The following is a 23175-nucleotide window of genomic DNA, read 5'->3' as shown; positions in this document are numbered from 1 at the left end:
GCCTGGCCGGGGAGTCAATATCAACCGGTCATGCAATTGCCGCAACGATCTCCCGAGCAGCGGGAAAGAAACGGGAAGAAAAGGCCTCCGACGGGCAGTTGCTCATTCCCTGGCCCAACAGGCACCACCCGTATTTCGCCCTGGACACCGAAATTCAGATCCACCTCCCTTCAGATCCGCCTCCCTTTAGATCCGCCTCCCTTTAGATCCGCCTCCCTTCGTTTTCACCTCCCTTCGGACACGTCCGGCAGTTTCGCCCTCGCGTGGCGGATGAGCGCTCGCGCCGCCGGGCTGACCGGCCCTTCCGCCCGCCACGCGAGGGCGAGACTCGACCGCACCGCAGGCCGGGTGAGGGCGACCGCGTGCAGTTGGTCCCGGTGGGCCCCGGCGAGGGACGCGGGCAGGACGGCCACGCCGAGGCCGCGCCCCGCCAGCTCCACGAGCACGTGCGGGTCGCTGGCCTCGAAGGCGATACGAGGCCGGAAACCCGCCGCCGCGCAGGCATTGTCGAAGGCGGTCCGCAGGCCGGTCCCGCGCGGCAGGCTGATGAGCCCGCGCTCCCTGAGGCCGCCGAGCGCGATCGTCGTCTTCGCTTCCAGCGCGTCGCCGTGGCCGACCGCGGCGACCAGCGGCTCGTCCACGATGACCTGCGTGGCGATCCCCGGCGGCGGCGCGGTCGCCAGACCGACGACGGCGACGTCGAGCCGCCCGGCCTGCAGAGCCACGAGCAGGACGTCGGACCGGTCCTCGGAGAGGGTGATCTCCACGGCCGGGTGGGCCTGCTGGAAGTCGGCCAGCAGACCGGGCAGGCCGGATTCCGAGCGGGAGGCCACCATGCCGACGGCGACCCGCCCGCGCATCAGCCCCGTGAGCTCCTCGACCGCGAGCCGCGCACCGTCGACCGCGGCGAGCGCGGCACGGGCGTAAGGCAGCACGGCCTCGCCCACGGCGGTGAGGCGGACCGTACGGCCCGAGCGGTCCAGGAGGGGCTGGCCCAGCTCCCGTTCCAGCTGTCTGATCTGGGCGCTGACGCCGGGCTGGGCGACGTGCAGCCGGGCGGCCGCCCTGGTGAAGCCCGCCTCCTCGGTCACGGCCACGAAGTACTCGAGCTGGCGCAGTTCCACGCCCCCAAGTCTATAACCATGGCTTCTGGTTCCCAGTAGATCCAGATCTTGGACTTCTGCCGCCCACAGCACCCACGATGGATGGCAGACGACAACCGCACCCCTCGACGAAGGAGACAGCGACGATGACCGACGTACGCGAACGAGCCACCCGGCCCGAGGACTTGGCGCGGCTGTTCGTGGAGCTGGGGAACGCAGGCGACGCCGAGGGGCTCGCAGAGCTCTACGAGCCCGACGCCGTGCTGGCCTTTCCTCCCGGCTCCGAGACCGTCGGGCGCGAGGCGATCCGAACGGTCTTCGAGAAGATGCTCGCGGACCGGCCCCGGTTCCAGCTGGAGGAGGCGCTGCCCACCGTGCGGAACGGCGACCTCGCCCTCACCTCGACCGTCCCCGCCGACAACACCGGCGGCAGGGTCCAGGTCGCCCGCCGCAGGCCGGACGGCACCTGGCTGCGGGTCCTCGACCGGCCCGAGATCCGATAACCCCGGCGCTCCCCCCAAGGCGAGCGCTCCCCTCAAGGCCGGCGCACCCTCGCAGGGCTGACACCCTGGTGGGTTTCTACGAGTTGTGAGCTTGGGGGAACGCACCGTGGGGGTACTCGCGAGTACCCCCTAGCGTTCTGCGCGTGCGCCATATCCAGCCACCCGACTCCCGTAAGCCGCCGTTCGACGCGACCGCGGCGCGCCGGCTCCGGGAAGGGCTCGGAATGGCGCACGCGCAGATCGCGTACGGCATTTGGGCCACGTACGGGCTTCAGGTCAGCCCGGCGACCGTGGCCGCGTGGGAGCTCGGCGAGGAGTCGCCGACCGAGGCGGAGATGACGGCGCTGGCCGGGGCCCTGTGGTGCTCACCCGGCGATCTGCTGGGCGCGCCGAGCACGCTGCGGGAGCACCGGATCGCGCACGGCCTGGCCGTCGCGGACCTGGCGCTGCGGATCGGCATGGAGCCGGCGGCGTACGAGCGGATCGAGCAGACGGGGCACTGGACCGGGAACGACCGGCAGGCGGCCGCGCTCGGCGAGGTGCTCGCGCTGCCGCTGCCCGCGTTCATCGAGGTCACGGGCCACTCGGACGCGCTGGCCGACCTGCTGCGCAATGCGATCACCACGCGCTGGCAGGCGTACGTCAAACCGGTCGCCAAGCTGCTGCCCCTCCCCCGGCACGAGCTGGAGGGCGTACTGCAGCAGCTGCACTCCGAGTACCAGTCGCGGATGGTCGGCACGCTCAACTGGGGCGTGGGCACGAGCTCCACGGAGTCCGGCGACGCGGGGCGGGCCTTCCTCGACGACGTACTGGAGCTGTTCTGGGGACTGCTCTACCCGCCGGGTTCCGAGAGGGGTTAGGTCCCGGCACCTCGACTCCCCGGCACCTCGACTCCCCGGCTCCGGGACACCCCGGCACACCGGCACCCCCGCTCCCTGGCTCACCGGCACCTCGGCATCCCGGCTCCCAGCACCCCGGCTCCGGGACACCCCCGCACCTCGACTCCCCGGCTACGCGGCTCCCCGGGCACCCACACCCGGCTACGCGGCTCCCCGGGCACCCCCCAGGCACCCCCGCTCCCCGGTCAGAAGACCGACTCAGCCTCGTCCATGCGGTACTCCGGGACCGTTTTCAGCTCCGTGACGGCCTCCGCCAGCGGCACCATGTGGATGTCCGAGCCGCGCAGCGCCGTCATCTTGCCGAAGTCGCCGCGGTGCGCGGCCTCGACGGCGTGCCAGCCGAAGCGGGTGGCCAGCACGCGGTCGTACGCGGTCGGGGTGCCACCGCGCTGGACGTGGCCCAGGATGACCGGCCGGGCCTCCTTGCCGAGCCTGCGCTCCAGCTCCGCGGCCAGCCGGTTGCCGATCCCGGCGAAGCGCTCGTGGCCGTACTGGTCGATCGCGCCCCTCTCGTACGGCATCGAGCCCTCGGCCGGATGCGCTCCCTCGGCGACACAGACCACCGCGAACTTCTTGCCGCGCGCGAACCGCTCCTCCACCATCTTGCAGAGGTCGTCCACCTCGAACTTCCGCTCCGGCAGGCAGATTCCGTGCGCACCGCCCGCCATTCCGGACTCCAGCGCGATCCAGCCCGCGTGGCGCCCCATGACCTCGACGACCATGACGCGCTGGTGGGACTCCGCGGTGGTCTTCAGCCGGTCGATGGCCTCGGTGGCAACGGTGACGGCGGTGTCGAAGCCGAAGGTGCGGTCCGTGGAGGAGATGTCGTTGTCGATCGTCTTGGGCACGCCGACCACCGGCATGCCGGCGTCCGAGAGCATCCGGGCGGCGGTCAGGGTGCCCTCGCCGCCGATCGGGATGAGCGCGTCGAGGCCGAGCTCGTGGCACAGCTCCTCGGCGTTCTCGGTGGCCTCGCTGAGCCGGCCGCGCTCGAGCCGGGCGGAGCCGAGGATGGTGCCGCCGCGGACGAGGATGCCGCTGACGGCCTCGAGGTCGAGCTTGCGGTACCGGCGGTCGAGCAGGCCCTTGAATCCGTCCTCGAACCCGATGACCTCGTCGCCGTGGGCGGCCAGGGCACGGTGCACGACCGACCGGATCACGGCGTTCAGGCCGGGGCAGTCGCCGCCTGCGGTGAGAACTCCGATGCGCATCGGCTTGCGTCTCCTGCTCGGTGCTGGATGGTCGTCTTGATGGTCGTCCACGCGGGCCGGACTCGATGCTCGTGGCCGTCCACGCGGGCCGGACTCGACGGTCGCAGACGTCGACCGGACGCGACAGTCGCACCCGTACGCGTACACATAAGCCAGGCTCGGCCAGTCCGATTGTTTCATGGTCCGCGGACTGCCCGCGCTCGCGGCCACTGCCCCCCGGACGGGCCGGAGGGCCCGGCCTCTCCTGCTCCAGCTCCTGGCCGGGCGGCCGGCCAGCCGGGCTCGTAACCCACCCAGCGGGTATTGTCAAGAGGGTAAGCCCACTCTGTCGGCTGCATGTGAGCCGACTCGGCGTTCGAAGAGTTCGATGAGTTCGAAGATCGGAGAGCACGCGTGACGCGCAGCGTGTACGTGACCGGGATCGATCGGGGTGACGGCCGTCAGGTCGTCGAGCTGGGAGTCATGGAGCTCCTGACCCGCCATGTGGACCGGGTGGGCGTCTTCCGCCCCCTCGTGCACGACGGTCCCGACCGGCTCTACGACCTGCTGCGGGCCCGCTACCGCCTCAGCCAGACCGCCGAGAGCGTCTACGGCATGGACTACCACACGGCCGCCGCGCTCCAGGCCGAGCAGGGCAACGACGAGCTGGTCTCCCAACTCGTCAGTCAGTTCCACCAGGTGGCCAAGGACTACGAGTTCGTCCTCGTCCTGGGCACGGACTTCGCGGGCACCAACCTCCCGGCAGAGATCAACCTCAACGCGCGCCTGGCGAACGAGTTCGGCGCCTCCGTGATCCCGGTGGTCGGCGGCCAGAACCAGGACGCCGCATCCGTACGCGCCGAGGTCCACAACGCGTACGCCGCCTACGACTCGCTGGGCTGCGACATCACCGCCATGGTCGTCAACCGGGTCGCGCGGGAGGACCGCGACGCCATCGCCGAGCGGCTGGCGGCCAAACTGCCGGTCCCCTGCTACGCCCTCCCCGAGGACGCCTCGCTCTCCGCGCCGACGGTCCAGCAGATCGTGCACGCGCTGGACGCCGAGGTGCTGCTCGGCGACGCGGCCGGACTGGCCCGCGACGCCCGGGACTTCGTCTTCGGCGGCGCGATGCTGCCGACCTTTCTGGGGGCGCTGACCGAGGGCTGCATGGTGATCACCCCTGGCGACCGCGCGGACCTGATCGTCGGTGCGCTCGCCGCCCACAGCGCCGGCGCCCCGCCCATCGCGGGCGTGCTGCTCACCCTCGACCAGCGGCCCGGTCCGGACATCATGGCGCTCGCGTCCCGGCTCGCGCCCGGCACTCCGGTCGTCTCGGTGCCGGGCCAGAGCTTCCCGACCGCGGGCGAGCTGGCCCGGCTGGAGGGCAAGCTCAACGCCACCTCGCCGCGCAAGGCGGAGACCGCGCTCGGCCTCTTCGAACGCCATGTGGACACGGCCGCGCTGACGAACCGCATCTCCCTGGCCCGCTCCAGCCGGGTCACACCGATGATGTTCGAGCACGAGCTGATCGAGCGGTCCCGGTCGAAGCGCCGCCGGGTCGTGCTCCCGGAGGGCACCGAGGAGCGGGTGCTGCGCGCCGCCGATGTGCTGCTGCGCCGCGACGTGTGCGATCTGACGCTGCTGGGCGACGAGGACCTGATCCGCAAGCGCGCCGCCGAGCTGGGCATCGACCTCGCCGACGCCCACCTCATCGACCCGGAGACCTCCCCGCTGCGGGAGCGCTTTGCCGAGATCTACGCGCAGGCCCGCGCCCACAAGGGCATCGGCTACGAGCTGGCGTACGACGTGGTGGCCGACGTCTCGTACTTCGGCACGCTGATGGTCGAGGAGGGCCTGGCCGACGGCATGGTCTCGGGCGCGGTGCACTCCACCGCCGCCACCATCCGCCCGGCCTTCGAGGTGATCAAGACAGCGCCCGGCGCCCAGATCGTCTCGTCCGCCTTCTTCATGTGCCTGGCCGACCGGGTGCTGGTCTACGGAGACTGCGCGGTCAACCCGGACCCGAACGCCGAGCAGCTGGCCGACATCGCCATCCAGTCGGCGGCCACCGCCGCCCAGTTCGGCGTCGAGCCGCGGATCGCGATGCTGTCGTACTCCACCGGCACCTCCGGTTCAGGCGCGGACGTCGACAAGGTGCGCAAGGCCACCGAGATCGTCCGCGAGCGCCGCCCGGACCTGGCTGTCGAGGGCCCGATCCAGTACGACGCGGCGGTCGACACCGGGGTGGCCGCGACCAAGCTGCCGGACTCGAAGGTCGCGGGCCAGGCCACCGTGCTGGTCTTCCCGGACCTCAACACGGGCAACAACACGTACAAGGCCGTGCAGCGCTCCGCGGGCGCCGTCGCGGTCGGCCCGGTTCTGCAGGGGCTGCGCAAGCCGGTCAATGACCTCTCGCGCGGCGCGCTCGTCCAGGACATCGTGAACACCGTCGCCATCACCGCCATCCAGGCGCAGAACAGGAAAGCACCCACCTCGTGACTGCTCACCCGGGCGGCGGGGCCACTCACGTCCTCGTCCTCAACTCCGGCGCCCCCACACAGAAAGCACCCACCTCGTGACCGCCCACACAGACGGCAGGGCCACTCACGTCCTCGTCCTCAACTCCGGCTCCTCGTCCGTCAAATACCAGCTGCTCGACATGGCGGAGGCTGCCGGTACCCGGCTGGCCTCGGGGATCGTGGAGCGGATCGGTGAGGGTCCCGAGGTGCCGGATCACTCGGCCGCGATCAAGCGGGTCGCCGACGAGCTGGCCGCCCAGGGGCTCGGCCTCGACTCCCCGGAGCTCGCGGCCGTCGGCCACCGGGTGGTGCACGGCGGCACGCGCTTCACCGAGCCGACCCTGATCACCGACGAGGTGGTCGAGGCGATCGAGCGGCTGGTCCCGCTCGCGCCGCTGCACAACCCGGCGAACATCACCGGCATCAAGGTGGCCCGCGAGCTGCGCCCCGACCTCCCGCAGGTCGCCGTCTTCGACACCGCCTTCCACTCCACCATCCCGGAGGCCGCGGCCCGCTACGCGATCGACACCGCCACCGCCGACGAGCACGGCGTGCGCCGCTACGGCTTCCACGGCACCTCGCACGCGTACGTTTCGCGGGCGACCGCGAAGCTGCTGGGCAGGGACCTCTCCGAGGTCAACACGATCGTGCTGCACCTGGGCAACGGCGCCAGCGCCTCCGCCGTAGGGGGCGGGGTGTGCGTGGACACCTCGATGGGCCTGACCCCGCTGGAAGGCCTGGTCATGGGCACCCGCTCGGGCGACATCGACCCGGCGGTGATCTTCCACCTCTCCCGGGTCGGCGGGATGTCCACGGACGACATCGACACGCTGCTGAACAAGCGCAGCGGTCTGCTCGGCCTGTGCGGCGACAACGACATGCGGGAGATCGGCCGCCGGATGAGCGAGGGCGACGAGCGGGCCCGGCTCGCCTTCGACGTCTACGTCCACCGGCTTCGCAAGTATGTAGGCGCGTACACCGCGGTACTCGGGCGAGTGGACGCCATCGCGTTCACCGCGGGCGTGGGCGAGAATTCCGCGGCCGTACGCGAGGCGGCCATGCGCGGGATGGAGGGCCTGGGCATCGAGGTGGACGCGGTGCGCAACGCCGTACGAGGATCCTCGGCGCGGCTGATCTCGGCGGAAGGCAGCCGGGTGGCGGTGGCCGTGGTTCCCACCGACGAGGAACTGGAGATCGCCACGGAGGCATACACCCTGGTCTGCGCCTAGACCCCTCGGTCCCAGGAACTGGAGATCGCCACGGAGGCATACGCCCTGGTCAGGGCCTAGATCTCGGTTCTTCGCACAGCGCCAATATTCCGCTCCGAAACAAACCGATAGGATCGCCCTCATGCGCCGTTCCAAAATCGTCTGCACCCTGGGCCCCGCCGTCGACTCCTACGACCAGCTGAAGTCGCTGATCGAGGCCGGCATGAACGTGGCCCGTTTCAACATGAGCCACGGGACCCACGCGGAGCACGAGGAGCGCTATCACCGCGTCCGCAAGGCATCGGAGGAGACGGGCCGGGCGGTCGGCGTGCTCGTCGATCTGCAGGGCCCGAAGATCCGGCTCGAGACCTTCGCGGAGGGCCCGGTCGAGCTGGTGCGCGGTGACGAGTTCGTCATCACCACCGAGGACGTGCCGGGCGACAAGAGCATCTGTGGCACCACGTACAAGGGCCTGCCCGGGGACGTCTCCAAGGGCGAGACGATCCTCATCAACGACGGCGCGGTCGCGCTCCAGGTCGTGGAGGTCGAGGGCCCGCGGGTGCGCACGATCGTCATCGAGGGCGGCGTGGTCTCCGACCACAAGGGCATCAACCTGCCCGGCGTCGCGGTGAACGTTCCCGCGCTGTCGGAGAAGGACATCGAGGACCTGCGCTTCGCCCTCGCGCTGGGCTGCGACATGGTGGCGCTGTCCTTCGTACGGGACGCCGGCGATGTGCGTGACGTGCACCGGATCATGGACGACGCGGGCCGCCGGGTTCCGGTCATCGCCAAGGTCGAGAAGCCGCAGGCGGTGGCGAACATGGAGGAGGTCGTGCTGGCCTTCGACGGTGTCATGGTCGCGCGCGGCGACCTCGCCGTGGAGTACCCGCTCGAGAAGGTCCCGATGGTCCAGAAGCGGCTCATCGAGATGTGCCGCAGGAACGCCAAGCCGGTGATCGTGGCGACCCAGATGATGGAGTCGATGATCAACTCGTCGCGGCCGACCCGCGCCGAGGCGTCCGACGTGGCGAACGCGATCCTGGACGGCACGGACGCGGTGATGCTGTCCGCAGAGTCCTCGGTCGGCAAGTACCCGATCGAGACGGTCAAGACGATGTCCCGGATCGTGGAGGCGGCCGAGGAGGAGCTGCTGTCCCGCGGGCTGCAGCCGCTGGTGCCGGGCAAGAAGCCGCGTACGCAGGGCGGTTCCGTGGCCCGGGCGGCGTGCGAGATCGCGGACTTCCTGGGCGCCAAGTCGCTGGTGGCCTTCACCAAGTCCGGTGACACCGCGCGCCGGCTGTGCCGCTACCGGGCGCAGCAGCCGATCCTGGCCTTCACCACGGACGCGTCGACCCGCAACCAGCTGACGCTGAGCTGGGGTGTGGAGTCGTACGTGGCACCGTACGTGGAGAACACGGACGCGATGGTCGACCTGGTCGACGCCGAGCTGCTGAAGCTGGGCCGCTACGCCGAGGGTGACACCATGATCATCACGGCGGGCTCGCCGCCCGGTGTCCCGGGCACGACCAACATGGTGCGGGTGCACCACCTGGGCGGCTGATCCCGGCCGAACGGCCTGGTGGCACCAGCCCTGCGGCACCCAGCCCCGTGACAAAAGCCCCGCGGCAAAACGCGAAAAGGCGGTGGGCGGCCCCTCATGGGACCGCCCACCGCCTTTTGGCGTGCTCTGGTTACTTCGTGGGTTACTTCGTGCTGTAGCTGTGCAGGCCCGGGACGGTGAGCGTGCCGCCGAACTGGCCCGCCTGGCGCACCTTGACGTCAGTGAAGACGGCGAAGGGCACGTTGAGCGGGGGCGGGGTCTCCGGGCTGAAGGTGACGGGGATCAGCCCGAACAGGTTCCCCTTCAGCTCTTCGGTGTACATGGTGACCTCACCGTCGCGGATCGTGGACGTGGAGCCGGGGGCTGCCTCCACATGGGCGGTGGTGCCCTGCGGCCCGACCACGAGCTGATGCAGGTCCTTGATGTCCGTTTCCTTCGCGGTGAACTTCAGGACCTTCTTGACCTTGCCGCTGTAGGTCTTGACCTCGACGATGCCGTGGTAGTCCAGGCCGCGCAGGGTGAGCTTGGAGGTCTCCAGCCGCCACGCGTCGTCCGGGAGCAGCGGGACGCCCGGCTCCAGGTCGGCCGCGGCCAGCGCCTTCGGGTCCTTGGTCGGACACGGGAACGGCTCCTTGCCGTCCTTGCCCGAAGTCGCGCCGTCCGCCTCGTCCTTGACACCGTCGGTGAGGTCTTTCGCCGTGTCCTTGGCCTTGTCGCCGACCTCCTCGACCGTCGCACCGACCTTGTCCGCCGCGTCCTTGATGGCGTCCTTGGTCGTGTCCTGGGCGTCCTCGGTCGTCTTCTGAACGTCCTCGGTCGTCTTCTGGACCTCCTCGGCCGGCTGGGCCGTGGTGGCGGACGGCTTGGGCTCCGGCGCCTCCGAACTCGGCTCCTCGGACGGCGTGGAGCTGCTGCTCGCGGTCGGCGTGGGCTCCTCGTCGGAGTCACCGGTGAGGAGGTCTCCCAGCTTCTCGCCGATGCCCAGCGGGTCCAGCGGGTTCGTGGACTCCGTCGGGGTGGGCTCGGGCGTCGGTGTCTCCCCGGCCGACGGAGACTCCCCGGCCGACGGGGTCTCGGAGGGCTTCGGCTCGGCCTTGTCCGCCTCCTCCTTGGCACCGTCGGTGAGGTCATCGGCCGTGTCCTCGGCCTCGTCGACCGGCTTGGCCGACACGCTCTCCTTCGGCGACTCCGACGGGGACGGGGACTTCTTGTCCTCCGTCTCCTTCGGCTCGTCGGACCGGGTCACGCAGGGCCCGGGCGCGAACGGGTTGCCGGGAACCTCGTCGGCCTGGGCGAGCTTGGGGGTGAGACCCATGCCGACGAAGACCGCGGTCGGCATCGCGGCCAGGGCTATCGCCTTGCCGGCCGGAATCTGCAACTTGGTCAGCAGTGACTTCCTGGGCGCCGCATGACGCGGCCCCGTTCTCACACGCGAACTCGGGAGGGAGTCACCGCTTCCGGCCGCGACCGGCCGGGCTTCATCACCCTGCACGATGCCTCCTCCCGCCATTCACTTCGACGACCCTTCCGGCTTCGTAATCCGCCCTGTCGTCGGCGGGTGCGGAGTCCGGCTCGTCGCCGGGCCGCCCGGCGGGCCTGCCGCCGTCGTCGCCCGGCGCCCACGCGATGGACAGCGCACCGCCGATCAGCGACAGCAGGAATCCGACCAGGAAGCCGCCAAGGTTGGACACCGGAATGGACACCAGTGCCAGCAGGATGGTGGCAACACCCGCGAACACCCGGACGATGTGGTGGAACCACATGGTCAGGCCGAGGGTCACCAGCAGCACGCCGATGATCAGCGAGCCCGCACCCGCGGTGGTGGCCATACGGATGGTGAGCTGGCCCACCTTGAGGTTGGCGTACGGCAGATAGGCGATCGGCACTCCGCCCAGAATCGTCAGCAGGCCCGCCCAGAACGGCCGGCTGCCGCGCCATGCACGGAAGCGAGGCCGCCAGTTTCGATTCTGGTCACGCAGCCCTGGTGACTCGGCGCTCATGGAAAACAGCTCCTGGGGGACGGCGTTGTTACAACAGATCAGGGGGTGGGCGGGCGGGAAACCTGGGCTCCCCACCCGCCCGGCGAGTGCTAGTAGCACTCCTTGACGCCCTTGTGGAGCCTCATGCTGAGCCCGCTCAGCTTGAAGGTTCCGGCGCTGGTGGCCCACGCGGTCTGCTTGACGTCGGTCAGGGTGGCGCTGTCGGCCTCCTGAGCGAAGCCGGCAGGGCTCGCGTGATCGCCCTTCTTGATGCCGGGGCCCTTGGTGCTGGCACCGGCGGCGATACCGATGTTGATGTTCTTGAACGTGGCGTTGGCATCAAGCTGCGCCACGTCGATGTACAGGTTCTCGGCCTCGACCGGAGCGTCGGCACCGGCGTTGAGCTGCAGCGTGACCGTGCCGATGAGCGGGATGTCCGGCGTGACGACGGACTGGCACATCTTGTTGATCTTCGCGCTCTTGAACGCGGAGACCGCAACGGGCACGTTCTTCCCGCCGACCTGGGTGTCGTAGGCCCCGTACTGGACGAAGCCCTTACCCTCGAGCCGCTCAGCCGAGACCTTGAACTGCTGGCCGGACACGCTGAACGACGCGGCGAGCGCACCCTGCGAAAGAGCCACACCGATCGCGGCCGTAGCCGCGACGCTGGGCACCATCACAACGGCGAACCGCTTCCATCTGGTCCCGCCACGTGCCAGGGACTCCATGACTTTCCTCCTTCTCGGACGTACATCTCCGGCGGGGTCGGTGGGACGACCCGGCCTGGGATGGGAGAAGTGCTACGTCCTCGGGAAGGAGAGCGCCGTGGTACTCGGGAGACGCGAAAACCACACCCGACACACCGGCGATCACCCCCGAGCGACAACCACTGGCCACGCTCTCGCGCAACCTCTCTGGACAGGCCCTGCCGGGTGACGGCAGAGACCCCCCTGTCCAAAGTCCGGCGCCACTGCCGCCGGACTGCTCGGTGGGGACCCAGGAACCCCACAGGGCGACTGGTTGCCGGACTGCGGGGGATGGACCGAGCGTGGCCGATCGTGCTGCATCAACCCGGTCGTGCACAAGGGCCGCGTTACTCGCTAGTAACGGACCGATAACCGATCTATGGCCGATGCATCTCGGACGGCCACGGAGGGTCGCCGCCTCAACGTCCGATTACGGAGGAGTAATTGGCACATACGCGGACAAGACTCCGCGCTTCTCTTACTGCAAGTAACAGCGGCCGCGATTACCAAGTTTTGGTAAAGCGCGGCCGCTGTGATCACTGAGCCGCCGGGGGCGACAGTAAGTCAGCCTTCCCCGGGCCGGGGCACGGTGGCGGCATAGCGGCCGTCACCTGCTCTACGCGGACGGGCGCCCCATCCGTCGGTCGCCGGGGAGATTTTTTCCCGGCGGGCCGGGGGCTACTCCTGCGCCGGGCTAACAGCACGCGCGCGAGCGCACTTCGTGCGGCAGACGGCTACCCGCGGGGCACCCCCTTCAGGCCAGGTCAACTCGGTCAGAAGAGCACGCGCGCGAGCGCGCTTCGTGCAGCGGCTACGCGCGGGTCGTCACCGCCGATCACCTCGAACAGCTCCAGGAGCCGGACCCGCGCCCGGTCCCGGTCCTCTCCCGCCGTGCGCTTGACGGTTTCGACGAGGCGCCCAAAGGCGTCCTCGACGTGCCCGCCCACCAGGTCGAGGTCGGCGGCGTCGAGCTGGCCGGCGACGTCGCCCGGGTTGTCGGCCGCGGCCTTGCGCACCGCCTGCGGGTCCAGCTCCTGGACCCGGCGGAGGAGTTCGGCCTGGGCCAGGCCCAGCTTCGCCTCGGGATTGGCCGGGTCGTCGGCCAGCACGTTCTGGTACGCCTGGATCGCGCCGCCGAGGTCGCCCGAGTCGAGCGCCTGGTGGGCGGCGGCCAGCGCGGTGTCGTACGGGCCCGCGGGCTCTGCCGGACCGGCCTGCGCCTGCGCCTCATCGGTGGCCGTTTCGTCCGGCTCACCCGGTTCGACCGGTGCGCCGACGATCCCGAAGCGCTGCTCGGCCGCCTGGATCAACTGGTCGAGCACCTGCCGGATCTGCGCCTCCGGGGCGGCGCCCTGGAACAGCGGCAGCGCCTGGCCCGCGATCACCGCGAAGACCGCGGGAATGCCCTGCACGCCGAACTGCTGGAAGAGCATCTGGTTACTGTCGACATCGATCTTGGCGAGCACAAACCGGCCTGCGTAGTCGGCCGCGAGGCGTTCCAGCAGCGGGCTCAGCTGTTTGCACGGCTCGCACCACTCGGCCCAGAAGTCGATGACGACGGGCACCTCGGCGGACCGCTGGAGGACGTCCCGCTCGAATCCCGCCTCGTCGACGTCATAGACCAGACGACCGGGAGCGGCTCCCTGACCGCCACCCCGGGCCGCTTCGGCCCGCGCCTGCTCCGCCTTCTGCTTGGCTTCCCCGGCGGCCTTCACCGCGGCGAGGTCGACGACTCCGCTCATGGACATGTTCCGTGGCTGCATGAGTACATCCTCCCCCTTCCGCGCAGAGATCGGAAAAGCGCTTGTTCCGCCCCGTGGTCGTCGTGGTCCGCCGCGCTTTGATCGGCGCTGGGTCCCCACCCGTGCGCCAGTGGTCGTCGCGAGGGCTGAACGCCCTTTCGCTACGAGCCGTAGCGTATCTCCTCGCACCCCCGACTGGGCAACCCCCCCTCGCCTTACCCGGGGGTAGGGTCGCCCGCATGTGCACCACCACCAGCCGTACGGGCAGCTCCGCGCCTACCGGCCGCTCGCGCAGCGCCGAAGCCGACCGGGCCGACCGAACGGGCAGCTCCACCGGAACCGGCAGCTCCACCCGAACCGGCAGCTCCACCCGAACCGGCCGCCCCCGCAGCGCCGAAGCCGACCGGGCGATCCTCGACGCGACTCGGGCGGCGCTTGTCGAGCTCGGCTGGGGGAAGCTGTCCATGGGCGACGTCGCGGCGCGCGCCGGGGTCGCCAAGACCACGCTCTACCGCCGCTGGGCGAACAAGAACGAGCTCGTCGTGGACGCGGTCGCGGTTCTCTTCGACGAGCTGGAACTGCCCGACCTGGGCGGGCTGCAGGCCGACGTCGAGGGCGTGGTGCAGCAGTTCGCGGCGCTGCTGGAGCGGCCGGAGACCAAGACGGCGCTGATGGCGGTCGTCGCCGAATCCACGCGGGACGAGGCCCTGCGCGGGCGGATCCGTGCGGCGATCGTCGACCGCCAGAAGCGGCTGGTCGTGATGGGCCGGCACCGCGCCCAGGCGCGCGGTGAGCTGCCGCCGGACGCCCCCGGTGCGGAGGGCGAGGCGGCGGCGGCCCGCTCCGTGGACCTGATCTTCGACGTGATAGCGGGCGCGGTGGTGCACCGCGCGCTGGTGAGCGGCGAGCCGGTGGACGCGCGGTGGGCGGCGGAGTTCACGGCGGTGCTGCTGGGCGGACTGGGGGCCATCAGTCAGGCGGCTCCTCCGGGCTGAAGCCGCGGCCGCGGAAACGGCCCACTTCGCCGGGCTGGAAACCTGCCGGCTCCGTGCACACTCCCCACTCCTCGCGCAGCGCGTCACGGACCGGTCCCCGCACGGCCCTCAAAAACCTGCCGGCTCCGTGTACTCCCCCCACTCCTCGCGCAGCGCTTCGCAGATCTCGCCGAGCGTGGCCTCGGCCCGTACGGCGTCCAGCATCGGCTCGATCATGTTGCCGCCGTTGCGGGCGGCGGCGAGCATCCCGTCCAGAGCCCGGCGCACCGTGGCGTCGTCCCGGGCGGCCTTGCGATCGGCCAGTATGCGCACCTGCTCGCGCTCGACCTCGTGGCTGACCCGCAGGATCTCCAGGTCGCCGGTGACCGAGCCGGTGTGGCAGTTGACACCGACGACCCTCTTGTCGCCCTTCTCCAGCGCCTGCTGATACCGGAAGGCGGACTCGGCGATCTCGCCGGTGAACCAGCCGTCCTCGATGCCGCGCAGGATGCCGGAGGTCATCGGCCCGATCGGGTGCTGCCCGTCCGGATGCGCCCGCAGGCCCCGCTCCTTGATCTGGTCGAAGATCAGCTCGGCGTCGGCCTCCATGCGGTCGGTCAGCGCCTCGACGTACCAGGACCCGCCCAGCGGGTCGGCCACATTGCCGACGCCGGTCTCCTCCATCAGCACCTGCTGGGTGCGCAGGGCGATCTCGGCGGCCTGTTCGCTCGGCAGCGCGAGGGTCTCGTCGAGGGCGTTGGTGTGGAGGGAGTTGGTGCCGCCCAGCACCGCCGCGAGGGCCTCGACCGCGGTCCGTACGACGTTGTTGTACGGCTGCTGGGCGGTCAGCGAGACACCGGCGGTCTGGGTGTGGAAGCGCAGCCACTGCGCCTTCTCGGACGTCGCGCCGTACACATCACGCATCCAGCGGGCCCAGATGCGGCGCGCCGCACGGAACTTGGCGATCTCCTCGAAGAAGTCGACGTGGGCGTCGAAGAAGAACGAGAGGCCGGGCGCGAAGGTGTTGACGTCGAGCCCGCGGGAGAGGCCCAGCTCGACGTAGCCGAAGCCGTCGGCGAGGGTGTACGCGAGCTCCTGCGCGGCCGTCGCGCCGGCCTCGCGGATGTGGTAGCCGGAGACCGAGAGAGGCTTGTACGCGGGGATGGAGCGGGTGCAGTGCTCCATCAGGTCGCCGATCAGGCGCAGATGGGGCTCGGGCTGGAACAGCCACTCCTTCTGCGCGATGTACTCCTTGAAGATGTCGGTCTGCAGCGTGCCGTTGAGGACGGCCGGATCGGCGCCCTGCCGCTCGGCGGCGACGAGGTACATGCAGAAGACGGGGACCGCTGGCCCGCTGATCGTCATCGAGGTGGTCACATCGCCGAGCGGGATGTCCTTGAACAGGACCTCCATGTCGGCGGCCGAGTCGATGGCGACGCCGCAGTGGCCGACCTCGCCGAGCGAGCGCGGGTCATCGGAGTCCCGGCCCATCAGGGTGGGCATATCGAAGGCCACGCTGAGCCCGCCACCGCCGTTGGCCAGGATCATCTTGTAGCGCTCGTTCGTCTGCTCGGCGTTGCCGAAGCCCGCGAACTGGCGGATGGTCCAGCTGCGGCCGCGGTAGCCGGTGGCGTAGAGGCCGCGGGTGAAGGGGTACTCGCCGGGCCAGCCGATCCGCTCGAAGCCCGGCACGGAGCCGCCTGGCGGCGGGCCGTAGACGGGCTCGACCGGGTCTCCGGAGAGCGTGCTGAAGTCCGCGTCCCGCGTGCGGGAGGCGTCGTACCGGGCCTGCCAGCGGCGGCGGCCCTCCTCGATGGCGTCGGCGTTCATACCTTCGAATTTACTAGGACGTCCTAGTAACTGTCGACAGGAGAGCCGCCCGGCGCCTCGCGCGGGCGGCTCCCGTCAGGCCTTGACCGGCCCCGCCGTAACCCCGCCGACCAGCGGCGAGACCTCCGCAGAGACCTTGCGCCCAGCAGCTTCTGCTACGCCTTAGCCGGCTCCGCCGCAACCCCACCGACCAGCGGCGAGACCTCCGCAGAGACCTTGCGCTCAACGAAGAAGGCAGCGGTCGGAATCGTGCCGGAGAGCAGCACCCAGAGCAGCTTGCCGAAGCTCCACTTCGCCTTGGAGCCCAGGTCGAAGGCGAAGACCAGGTAGACGATGTAGAGCACGCCGTGGATCTGCGAGACCACGAACGTGATGTCGGCGCCCTTGTCGAAGCCGTACTTGAAGATCATGCAGGTGCACAGCACCAGCAGCATCACGGCGGTGACGTAGGCCATCACCCGGTAACGGGTCAGCACGCTCTTCTTCATGGCATACGAGCGTAACCGCAGGTTCCGGGCGATCTTCGCGCGGGCCCGGGGCCCTAGCGCTCCTCGTAGGCCGTGCCGCTCCTGCTAGGCCTGCCGCCCCTCGAAGCCCCGCTACTGCTCCTCGAAGTCCTCCGCCGCGATCCGCAGCGGCCGCAGCATCGCGAAGATCTCCGCGCACTCCTCGGCGTCGTACACGCCGAGCCCGAAGTCCATCGCCATCAGATCGCGCGTCGCGTCCTCCACGACCTTGCGGCCCTTGTCGGTGATGGAGGCCAGCGTCCCGCGCCCGTCGTTGGGATTCGGCCGCTTGTCGACCAGACCCGACCTCACCAGCCGGTCCACGGTGTTGGTCACGGACGTGGGATGGACCATGAGCCGCTCGCCGATCTTGGACATGGGCAGCTCACCGGCCTTGCTGAAGGTGAGCAGCACCAGCGCCTCGTAGCGCGCGAAGGTCAGGCCGTACGGCTTGACGACCGCGTCGACCTTCGCGAGCAGGATCTGGTGGGCGCGCATGATCGAGGTGATCGCGGCCATCGACGGCACGGAACCCCATCGCTGCTTCCAGAGTTCATCGGCGCGGGCGATGGGATCGAAGGGCAGGCTGAGCGGCTTGGGCACGCCTTCGACCTTAGCGGCCGGTCATATGGCGGTCAGCCCCGTCTCACGCTCCGGATTGCCGGAAAGCCATCCCGGACATCGACCCGGGCACCTCCCGGACACCGGCCCGGACGCCGTCCCGTTCAGCAAAGACACCGTTCCTGGCCAATCAGCCCCCTCACATTCCGCCCTTCTGCCTGCGTAAAGAGAGACATGCCCGGCATATCCACTGGGTAGATGCGCGGCGACGCAATGTTTTCGGGCCGAGCCGACCATCCGGTCCGGAGGGAGGGCCGTCGCGTGCCGTTCCACATCCGCTTCGCGGGCGCGAATCCGCTGCACTGCCGGTTCGCCGTCTCCCCCCTCTGGGAGGTGCGGGAGGCGGTGCGCACGATCGGGGGCCCGCTGCGGCACAGCTCCCACCTGCCGTGGCTGCGCCGCGTCAGGACCGCCGCGGCCGGGCTCGATCTGCGGCCGCTGTGGCTGCTGCTGCCGGAGCGGGGCCGTACCCCGGACTTCCTGTGCCCGCCGCCCGGCGGCCCCGTCACCACGATCGACGACGAGCTGGCGTACGTACGGAACACTGCCCCCGGGCGGGCGTACGACGACCTGTCCCGGACGCTCGCCGAGACCCCGGGCGCGGCCGGCAGCCCGCGCGGCCGGGCCGTGCTCGCCGACCCCGGGCGGGCCGTACGCGAACTGGCGGACCTGCTGGAGCTGGCCTGGAAGGCGCTGATCGCCCCGGACTGGCCCTGGCTGCGGGGCCTGCTGGAGGCGGACATCGCCTTCCACTCCCAGCACCTCGCGGACGGTGGCCCCGAGCGGCTCTTCCGCGAGCTGCACCCGCGGCTCTCCTGGTCCGGCGGGACACTGACCATCCGAGACGGCTCCGCGGACGGCGGCGGCGACGGCGACGGCAACGGCAACGGCAACGGCAGGGACAACGGCAACGGCAACGGCGAACAGCTCAGCCTCACGGGCGGGAGCGGGCTCGTACTGCTGCCGAGCATCTTCGTCCGGCCGGACGTGGTGGGCGGATTCGAGCCACCGCCCGCGTCCGGCGGTGGAACTTCCGGGGCGCCTACGGTGGTCTATCCGGCGCGCGGGACCGGCGGCCTGTGGGCCGAGCCCGACGACGGGCCGCACGAGGCTCTGGCGGCGCTGCTCGGCCGGGGCCGCGCCAGCGTCCTGGCCGCGCTCGCCGAGCCCGCGACGACGACCGCGCTCGCCCGGCGCCTCGGCCTCGCCCCGTCCTCCGTATCGGCGCACCTGTCGGCCCTGCGCCGGGCGGGCCTGCTGACCTCGCATCGCCTGGGCCACCAAGTGCTGTACGAGCGCACGCCGCTGGGCATCGCCCTGCAGCACCACCCGGGCGCGGTCAGTCCGCGAGGTGGCGTTCCACGGTCTCGACCTTCGACGTCAGGCCGTCCGTGACGCCGGGCCTGACGTCGGCCTTGAGGACGAGCGATACGCGAGGCGCCCGGGCCTCGACCGCGGCGACGGCGCGCTTCACGACGTCCATGACCTCGTCCCACTCGCCCTCGACCGAGGTGAACATCGCGTCCGTACGGTTCGGCAGCCCGGACTCGCGGACCACGCGCACGGCGTCGGCGACGTACTCCCCCACGTCCTCTCCGACGCCCAGCGGGGTGACCGAGAAGGCGACGATCACGCCTCGGCCGCCGCTTCCTTACGGGCGCGGGCGGCGATGACGCCGTCCTCGGCCTCGCGCTTCAGCTTCCGCTCGGCGAAGAACCCGCCGGTCGGCAGAATCGACAGCACGAAGTAGAGCGCCGCGGTCTTCACGGACCACTTGGTGCGGTTCCAGGCGTCCACCCAAAAGAGGACATAGAGGATGAAGAGGACGCCGTGGACGGCGCCCATGACCGGGACCGCGTTGAACTCGGTGGTGCGCTTGAGGACCGAGCACACGAGCAGCAGCAGGAAGGACACCGCTTCGGGGGCGGAGACCAGGCGCAGTCGGCGGATGGCGGAGGCCGTCTTGATGTCCACGGGGAGAATCCTCTTCGAGTTTGTGAATGGACGCACAAGCGACTCCATTGTGACAGCCTTCGGGCCGGACTCCTTCCCCGGGTATTCCCGGTTCCCCGCGTATCCCCGGTCGGACCCCGTCCCCCGGTACGGTCAGCGGCGTGGCTCAGTTGCCCATACACGAGCCAATACACGGCGGCAGCCTCCCGGCAGGCGCCCCTCCCCCGGTACGGTCAGCGGCGTGGCTCAGTTTCGACTCCACGGCAGCAAAGTGCTGGCCGTTGACATGACCGGCGACACCGTGAAGGCCAAGAACGGCTCGATGGTCGCCTACGAAGGCCAGATGGCGTTCAAGAAGTTGTCCGGCGGCGGCGAGGGGCTGCGCGGCATGGTGACCCGCAGGATCACCGGCGAGCAGATGACCGTCATGGAGGTGAAGGGCAAGGGCACCTGCTACTTCGCGGACCGCGCGAGCGAGATCAACCTGGTGGCACTGCACGGCGAGACGCTGTACGTCGAGGCCAGCAACCTGCTGTGCACCGACGGCGGGCTGCGCACGGGGACGAGTTTCACCGGCCTGCGCGGCACCTCGCAGGGCAACGGCCTGTTCACCACGACCGTCGAGGGCACGGGCCAGGCGGCGATCGTCTCGGACGGGCCGGCCGTCGTGCTCCGCGTGACCGCGCAGTACCCGCTCCAGGTGGACCCGGGTGCGTACATCGCGCACACCGGCAATCTGCGCCAGCACTTCCAGTCCGGAGTCAACTTCCGGACGTTCATAGGGGAGGGCTCGGGCGAGGCCTTCCAGATTCGCTTCGAGGGCGAGGGCCTGGTGTACGTACAGCCGAGCGAGCGCAACACCATCGGCGGTGAGGCGTGATGCCTTTCCGGGAGATCAACTCCAGGATGGTCGAGGCGCAGATCGAGCCCGGCCGGCAGATGTTCAGCCAGCGCGGCGCGATGCTCGCGTACAAGGGCGAGGTGACCTTCACGCCCAACATCCAGGGCGGACAGGGCGGTCTGACCTCGATGCTCGGCCGGCGGATCGCGGGCGAAGCCGCACCGCTGATGACCGTGGAGGGCAGCGGCACGGTGATGTTCGGCCACGGCGGCCACCACATCCAGGTGATCAACCTCTCGGGCGACACGCTCTACGTGGAGGCCGACCGCCTTCTCGCGTTCGACGGCACTCTCCAGCAGGGCACCATGTTCATGGGCTCGCAGGGGGGCGTGATGGGGATGGTGCGCGGACAGGTCACCGGCCAGGGGCTGTTCACGACCACCCTCAAGGGCCACGGCGCGGTCGCCGTGATGGCTCACGGCGGAGTCATCGAGCTGCCGATCACGCCGCAGCAGCCGGTGCACGTCGACCCGCAGGCGTACGTGGCGCATCACGGGGACGTACGCAACAAGCTGTCCACCGCGCTCGGCTGGCGCGACATGGTGGGCCGCGGCTCCGGCGAGGCCTTCCAGCTCGAACTGTCGGGAAACGGCGCGGTGTTCGTGCAGGCATCCGAGGAGAAGCTGTGAGTGCCCATCCGGTGGAAGGGCCCGCCGTATTCGAGCCGCGCACGCTGCCGGTCGCGGTATTCGTCCAAGCCTCGGAGGAGAAGCTGTGAGTGGTCCCGTGGTCCACGACCCACACACCTTGCCGGCGGACGACAACGTCAACGCCTACACCTTCTGCGTCGACCTGAACGGCCAGTGGTTCCTGCAGAAGGGCAAGATGATCGCCTACTACGGGCGGATCGACTTCCACGGCATAGGGCACGGCCGCCTCGACCGCCTGGTCGCGGGCAGCTTCCACTCGCCGCTGCACGCCGCGGACTGGGTGGTGGCCGAGGGCCAGGGCAAGATGCTGCTCGCCGACCGGGCCTTCGACGTCAACTCCTACGACCTGGAGGACGGGAACCTCACCATAAGGTCCGGCAATCTGCTGGCCTTCCAGCCGGGGCTGTCCCTGAAGCAGTCGATCATCCCGGGCTTCCTCACCCTCATCGGCACGGGCAAGTTCGTGGCCGCGTCCAACGGCCCGGTCGTCTTCGTCGATCCGCCCATCCGCGTCGATCCCCAGGCTTTGGTCGGCTGGGCCGACTGCCCCTCGCCCTGCCACCACTACGACCACCAGTACCTGCGGGGGGTGCTCGGCAACCTGCGCGCGCTGACGGGCGTCGGCGGGGCGTCGGGCGAGGAGCACCAGTTCGAGTTCGTGGGCGCCGGGCAGGTGCTGCTGCAGTCCACGGAACAGTTGATGGCGGAGCGGGATGCCGGGGCCATACCGCATCAGGACGGGGTGCCCGGCGGCGGTCACGGCGGTCACGGCGGCCAGCCCGGACAACCGCAGCTCCCACAGCTCCCCGGCTCCCTTGGGGGTCTCCAGCGCCGCTTCGGGCTGTGAGCGGTAGTCTGCGGAGTGTAACGTCGAACGCGTGCACACCCACGCGTGCGTCTCGGGGGGACGGACGACGTTGCCTGACCAGCCAATAGTCCGTAATTCAACTTTCCAAGGTAGAATCAATCTATGGAGACCGAGACGGATGCCCGCTGGCTCACCGACCAGGAGCAGCGGGCCTGGCGTACCCACCTCGACGTCAACAAGCTGTTGATGCACCAGCTCGAAAAGGATCTTCAGCCGTTCGGACTGACCAACAACGACTACGAGATCCTGGTGAACCTCTCCGAGTCACCAGAGCAGCGGATGCGCATGAGCGACCTCGCAGCCGCGACGCTCCAGTCCAAGAGCAGACTCTCCCACCAGATCACGCGCATGGAGAACGCGGGTCTGGTCCGCCGCGAGCACTGCGAGTCGGACCGGCGCGGCCTGTATGCCGTGCTCACCGACCTGGGCTCCGAGACGATGCAGAAGGTCGCTCCGCACCATGTCGAGTCGGTGCGGAGGCACTTCATCGATCTGCTGCCACCCGGGGAACTCGAGGCCCTTCGCGAGTACCTCACTCCGGTCGCCGAGCATCTCCGTTCGCACCGGGGCCGCTGCTAGGGGGTGAATCCCGGGCCTGAGGCCCGGAGGCCGGGAGGCGCAGTGCGAACAGCGCGCCGCCCGTCCACGAGTCGCGTACGGACAGTGTCCCGCTGTGCCGCTCGGCCACGTCAAGGGCGATGGCGAGGCCGAGACCGGCGCCACCCCCGTCGTCACGGCTACGGGCATCGTCCAGGCGCACGAACCGCTCGAAGATCCGCTCACGCTCGGCCGCGGGCACGCCCGCTCCGTCGTCGGCCACCTCCAGCACCGCCCAACCGCCCTCGGCCCGCAGCGTGACGCGGACTTCGGCGGCCGCGTGCCGGTGGGCATTGTCCAGCAGATTGCCGAACCCGCCAACTGGCCACGCGAACCGGCTACTTCCAGCTCCCTCGGCCCCTCCCCCGCATCCAGCCGGGCGAGCAGCAGCAGGTCGGCGGCGAGCTGCTGGAGCCGTACGGCGTCCTCGACGGCGCCGCCTACATCCAGCAACTCCGGGTGGGCGATCCCCACTTCGAGCTGGGTGCGCAGGCTCGCGAGCGGGCTGCGCAGCTCGTGCGAGGCGTCGGTCGGCGAACCGCCGCTGCCGCTCCACCGACACCTCGAGCGCGGCCGGCCACGACCTCACGGGCCGTCACCTCGCCCTGCCGGTCGGCCTGTTCGGTCAGATTCGTACGGAGCACAGCAGGACGGCGATACCCGCGGCGACCAGCGCGACCGCCTAGGCGCGGGCGGGGCGGCCACCCAGCCCTGCGAACGGCGGGCGGTACGGCCAGCGCCGTCGCGGACCACCACACGCGACGACGCGACCCAGCCGCACGCGACCCGGCCACCCAGCCCTGCGAACGGCGGGCGGTACGGCCA

Annotated in this window: 22 protein-coding genes and 1 pseudogene; 11 read left to right on the top strand and 12 right to left on the bottom strand. The window is 70.2% G+C overall.

Annotated elements, in window-relative coordinates; genetic code table 11:
- Positions 1 to 224: 224 nt before the first annotated feature.
- A complete protein-coding gene (locus ACTWP8_RS05430; RefSeq protein WP_443321004.1) occupies positions 225 to 1124 on the bottom strand; it encodes a LysR family transcriptional regulator in 900 nt (299 codons plus the stop codon).
- Positions 1125 to 1249: 125 nt separating this feature from the next.
- Here ACTWP8_RS05430 and ACTWP8_RS05425 point away from each other — a divergent pair, with 125 nt between their 5' ends.
- Together ACTWP8_RS05425 and ACTWP8_RS05420 are read left to right on the top strand one after the other, a co-directional pair.
- Entirely contained in the window at positions 1250 to 1606 is a 357-nt protein-coding gene (locus ACTWP8_RS05425; RefSeq protein WP_443321003.1) for a YybH family protein, read from the top strand.
- Between the two features lie 137 nt (positions 1607 to 1743).
- On the top strand, positions 1744 to 2466 hold the full coding sequence (locus ACTWP8_RS05420; RefSeq protein ID WP_443321193.1) for an XRE family transcriptional regulator: 723 nt from the start codon (positions 1744 to 1746) through the stop codon (positions 2464 to 2466).
- Between the two features lie 224 nt (positions 2467 to 2690).
- On the opposite strand, the gene ACTWP8_RS05415 is transcribed toward ACTWP8_RS05420, so the two are convergent.
- Positions 2691 to 3716 (bottom strand): ATP-dependent 6-phosphofructokinase, encoded by a 1026-nt coding sequence (locus ACTWP8_RS05415; protein ID WP_443321002.1) that lies wholly within the window; start codon positions 3714 to 3716, stop codon positions 2691 to 2693.
- 393 nt (positions 3717 to 4109) lie between these two features.
- Between ACTWP8_RS05415 and pta the strand changes: the two genes are divergently transcribed.
- From pta to pyk, 3 genes are all read left to right on the top strand, one after another.
- Positions 4110 to 6194 (top strand): phosphate acetyltransferase, encoded by a 2085-nt coding sequence (gene pta, locus ACTWP8_RS05410; protein ID WP_443321001.1) that lies wholly within the window; start codon positions 4110 to 4112, stop codon positions 6192 to 6194.
- A gap of 76 nt (positions 6195 to 6270) precedes the next feature.
- Complete coding sequence (locus ACTWP8_RS05405; protein ID WP_443321000.1) at positions 6271 to 7443, top strand: acetate kinase; 1173 nt, start codon at positions 6271 to 6273, stop codon at positions 7441 to 7443.
- 121 nt (positions 7444 to 7564) lie between these two features.
- Positions 7565 to 8983, top strand: a complete 1419-nt coding sequence (gene pyk / locus ACTWP8_RS05400) for a pyruvate kinase (RefSeq protein WP_443320999.1) — start codon at positions 7565 to 7567, stop codon at positions 8981 to 8983.
- A gap of 142 nt (positions 8984 to 9125) precedes the next feature.
- Here pyk and ACTWP8_RS05395 read toward each other — a convergent pair whose 3' ends face one another.
- From ACTWP8_RS05395 to ACTWP8_RS05380, 4 genes are all read right to left on the bottom strand, one after another.
- Positions 9126 to 10475: a hypothetical protein gene (locus ACTWP8_RS05395; RefSeq protein WP_443320998.1), complete on the bottom strand. Its 1350-nt coding sequence runs from the start codon at positions 10473 to 10475 to the stop codon at positions 9126 to 9128.
- Complete coding sequence (locus ACTWP8_RS05390) at positions 10465 to 10983, bottom strand: DUF6114 domain-containing protein (protein ID WP_443320997.1); 519 nt, start codon at positions 10981 to 10983, stop codon at positions 10465 to 10467. The genes ACTWP8_RS05395 and ACTWP8_RS05390 overlap by 11 nt, the downstream gene beginning before the upstream one ends.
- An 89-nt stretch (positions 10984 to 11072) precedes the next feature.
- Positions 11073 to 11690, bottom strand: coding sequence for a DUF6230 family protein (locus ACTWP8_RS05385; RefSeq protein WP_443320996.1), 618 nt, complete (start codon positions 11688 to 11690; stop codon positions 11073 to 11075).
- Positions 11691 to 12481: 791 nt separating this feature from the next.
- Positions 12482 to 13471, bottom strand: a complete 990-nt coding sequence (locus ACTWP8_RS05380) for a tetratricopeptide repeat protein (protein ID WP_443320995.1) — start codon at positions 13469 to 13471, stop codon at positions 12482 to 12484.
- A gap of 218 nt (positions 13472 to 13689) precedes the next feature.
- On the opposite strand from ACTWP8_RS05380, the gene ACTWP8_RS05375 reads away from it, so the two are divergent.
- Positions 13690 to 14445 (top strand): TetR/AcrR family transcriptional regulator, encoded by a 756-nt coding sequence (locus ACTWP8_RS05375; protein WP_443320994.1) that lies wholly within the window; start codon positions 13690 to 13692, stop codon positions 14443 to 14445.
- A 108-nt stretch (positions 14446 to 14553) separates the two neighbouring features.
- Here ACTWP8_RS05375 and ACTWP8_RS05370 read toward each other — a convergent pair whose 3' ends face one another.
- From ACTWP8_RS05370 to ACTWP8_RS05360, 3 genes are all read right to left on the bottom strand, one after another.
- Positions 14554 to 16254 carry an acyl-CoA mutase large subunit family protein gene (locus ACTWP8_RS05370; RefSeq protein ID WP_443320993.1) on the bottom strand — a complete coding sequence of 567 codons (1701 nt, stop codon included), beginning with the start codon at positions 16252 to 16254 and terminating at the stop codon, positions 14554 to 14556.
- A 155-nt stretch (positions 16255 to 16409) separates the two neighbouring features.
- On the bottom strand, positions 16410 to 16742 hold the full coding sequence (locus ACTWP8_RS05365) for a DUF3817 domain-containing protein (protein ID WP_443320992.1): 333 nt from the start codon (positions 16740 to 16742) through the stop codon (positions 16410 to 16412).
- Between the two features lie 111 nt (positions 16743 to 16853).
- Complete coding sequence (locus tag ACTWP8_RS05360; protein WP_443316568.1) at positions 16854 to 17363, bottom strand: MarR family winged helix-turn-helix transcriptional regulator; 510 nt, start codon at positions 17361 to 17363, stop codon at positions 16854 to 16856.
- A gap of 279 nt (positions 17364 to 17642) precedes the next feature.
- Between ACTWP8_RS05360 and ACTWP8_RS05355 the strand changes: the two genes are divergently transcribed.
- On the top strand, positions 17643 to 18776 hold the full coding sequence (locus tag ACTWP8_RS05355; protein WP_443320991.1) for an ArsR/SmtB family transcription factor: 1134 nt from the start codon (positions 17643 to 17645) through the stop codon (positions 18774 to 18776).
- Here the strand turns inward: ACTWP8_RS05355 and ACTWP8_RS05350 are convergent.
- Both ACTWP8_RS05350 and ACTWP8_RS05345 read right to left on the bottom strand, forming a co-directional pair.
- On the bottom strand, positions 18721 to 19014 hold the full coding sequence (locus ACTWP8_RS05350; RefSeq protein ID WP_443316566.1) for an MTH1187 family thiamine-binding protein: 294 nt from the start codon (positions 19012 to 19014) through the stop codon (positions 18721 to 18723). The genes ACTWP8_RS05355 and ACTWP8_RS05350 overlap by 56 nt on opposite strands.
- Positions 19011 to 19355, bottom strand: coding sequence for a DUF3817 domain-containing protein (locus tag ACTWP8_RS05345; RefSeq protein ID WP_443320990.1), 345 nt, complete (start codon positions 19353 to 19355; stop codon positions 19011 to 19013). The genes ACTWP8_RS05350 and ACTWP8_RS05345 overlap by 4 nt, the downstream gene beginning before the upstream one ends.
- A 220-nt stretch (positions 19356 to 19575) precedes the next feature.
- Between ACTWP8_RS05345 and ACTWP8_RS05340 the strand changes: the two genes are divergently transcribed.
- The 4 genes from ACTWP8_RS05340 (at position 19576) to ACTWP8_RS05325 (ending at position 22332) form a co-directional block, all read left to right on the top strand.
- Complete coding sequence (locus ACTWP8_RS05340) at positions 19576 to 20214, top strand: AIM24 family protein (RefSeq protein WP_443320989.1); 639 nt, start codon at positions 19576 to 19578, stop codon at positions 20212 to 20214.
- A complete protein-coding gene (locus ACTWP8_RS05335) occupies positions 20214 to 20864 on the top strand; it encodes an AIM24 family protein (protein ID WP_443320988.1) in 651 nt (216 codons plus the stop codon). Before ACTWP8_RS05340 ends, ACTWP8_RS05335 begins: the two co-directional genes overlap by 1 nt.
- 85 nt (positions 20865 to 20949) lie before the next feature.
- Positions 20950 to 21732 (top strand): AIM24 family protein, encoded by a 783-nt coding sequence (locus ACTWP8_RS05330; RefSeq protein WP_443320987.1) that lies wholly within the window; start codon positions 20950 to 20952, stop codon positions 21730 to 21732.
- A gap of 123 nt (positions 21733 to 21855) precedes the next feature.
- Positions 21856 to 22332 carry a MarR family winged helix-turn-helix transcriptional regulator gene (locus ACTWP8_RS05325; protein WP_443316561.1) on the top strand — a complete coding sequence of 159 codons (477 nt, stop codon included), beginning with the start codon at positions 21856 to 21858 and terminating at the stop codon, positions 22330 to 22332.
- Here ACTWP8_RS05325 and ACTWP8_RS05320 read toward each other — a convergent pair.
- Positions 22286 to 22924: pseudogene (locus ACTWP8_RS05320) on the bottom strand (ATP-binding protein); the annotation flags it as partial. The gene ACTWP8_RS05325 and the pseudogene ACTWP8_RS05320 overlap by 47 nt on opposite strands.
- Between the last annotated feature and the right edge of the window lie 251 nt (positions 22925 to 23175).

It is taken from the genome of Streptomyces sp. 7N604 (assembly GCF_052245475.1).
In the GTDB taxonomy this organism is placed as follows: domain Bacteria; phylum Actinomycetota; class Actinomycetes; order Streptomycetales; family Streptomycetaceae; genus Streptomyces.
This window is presented reverse-complemented; position numbering and strand designations above follow the sequence as displayed.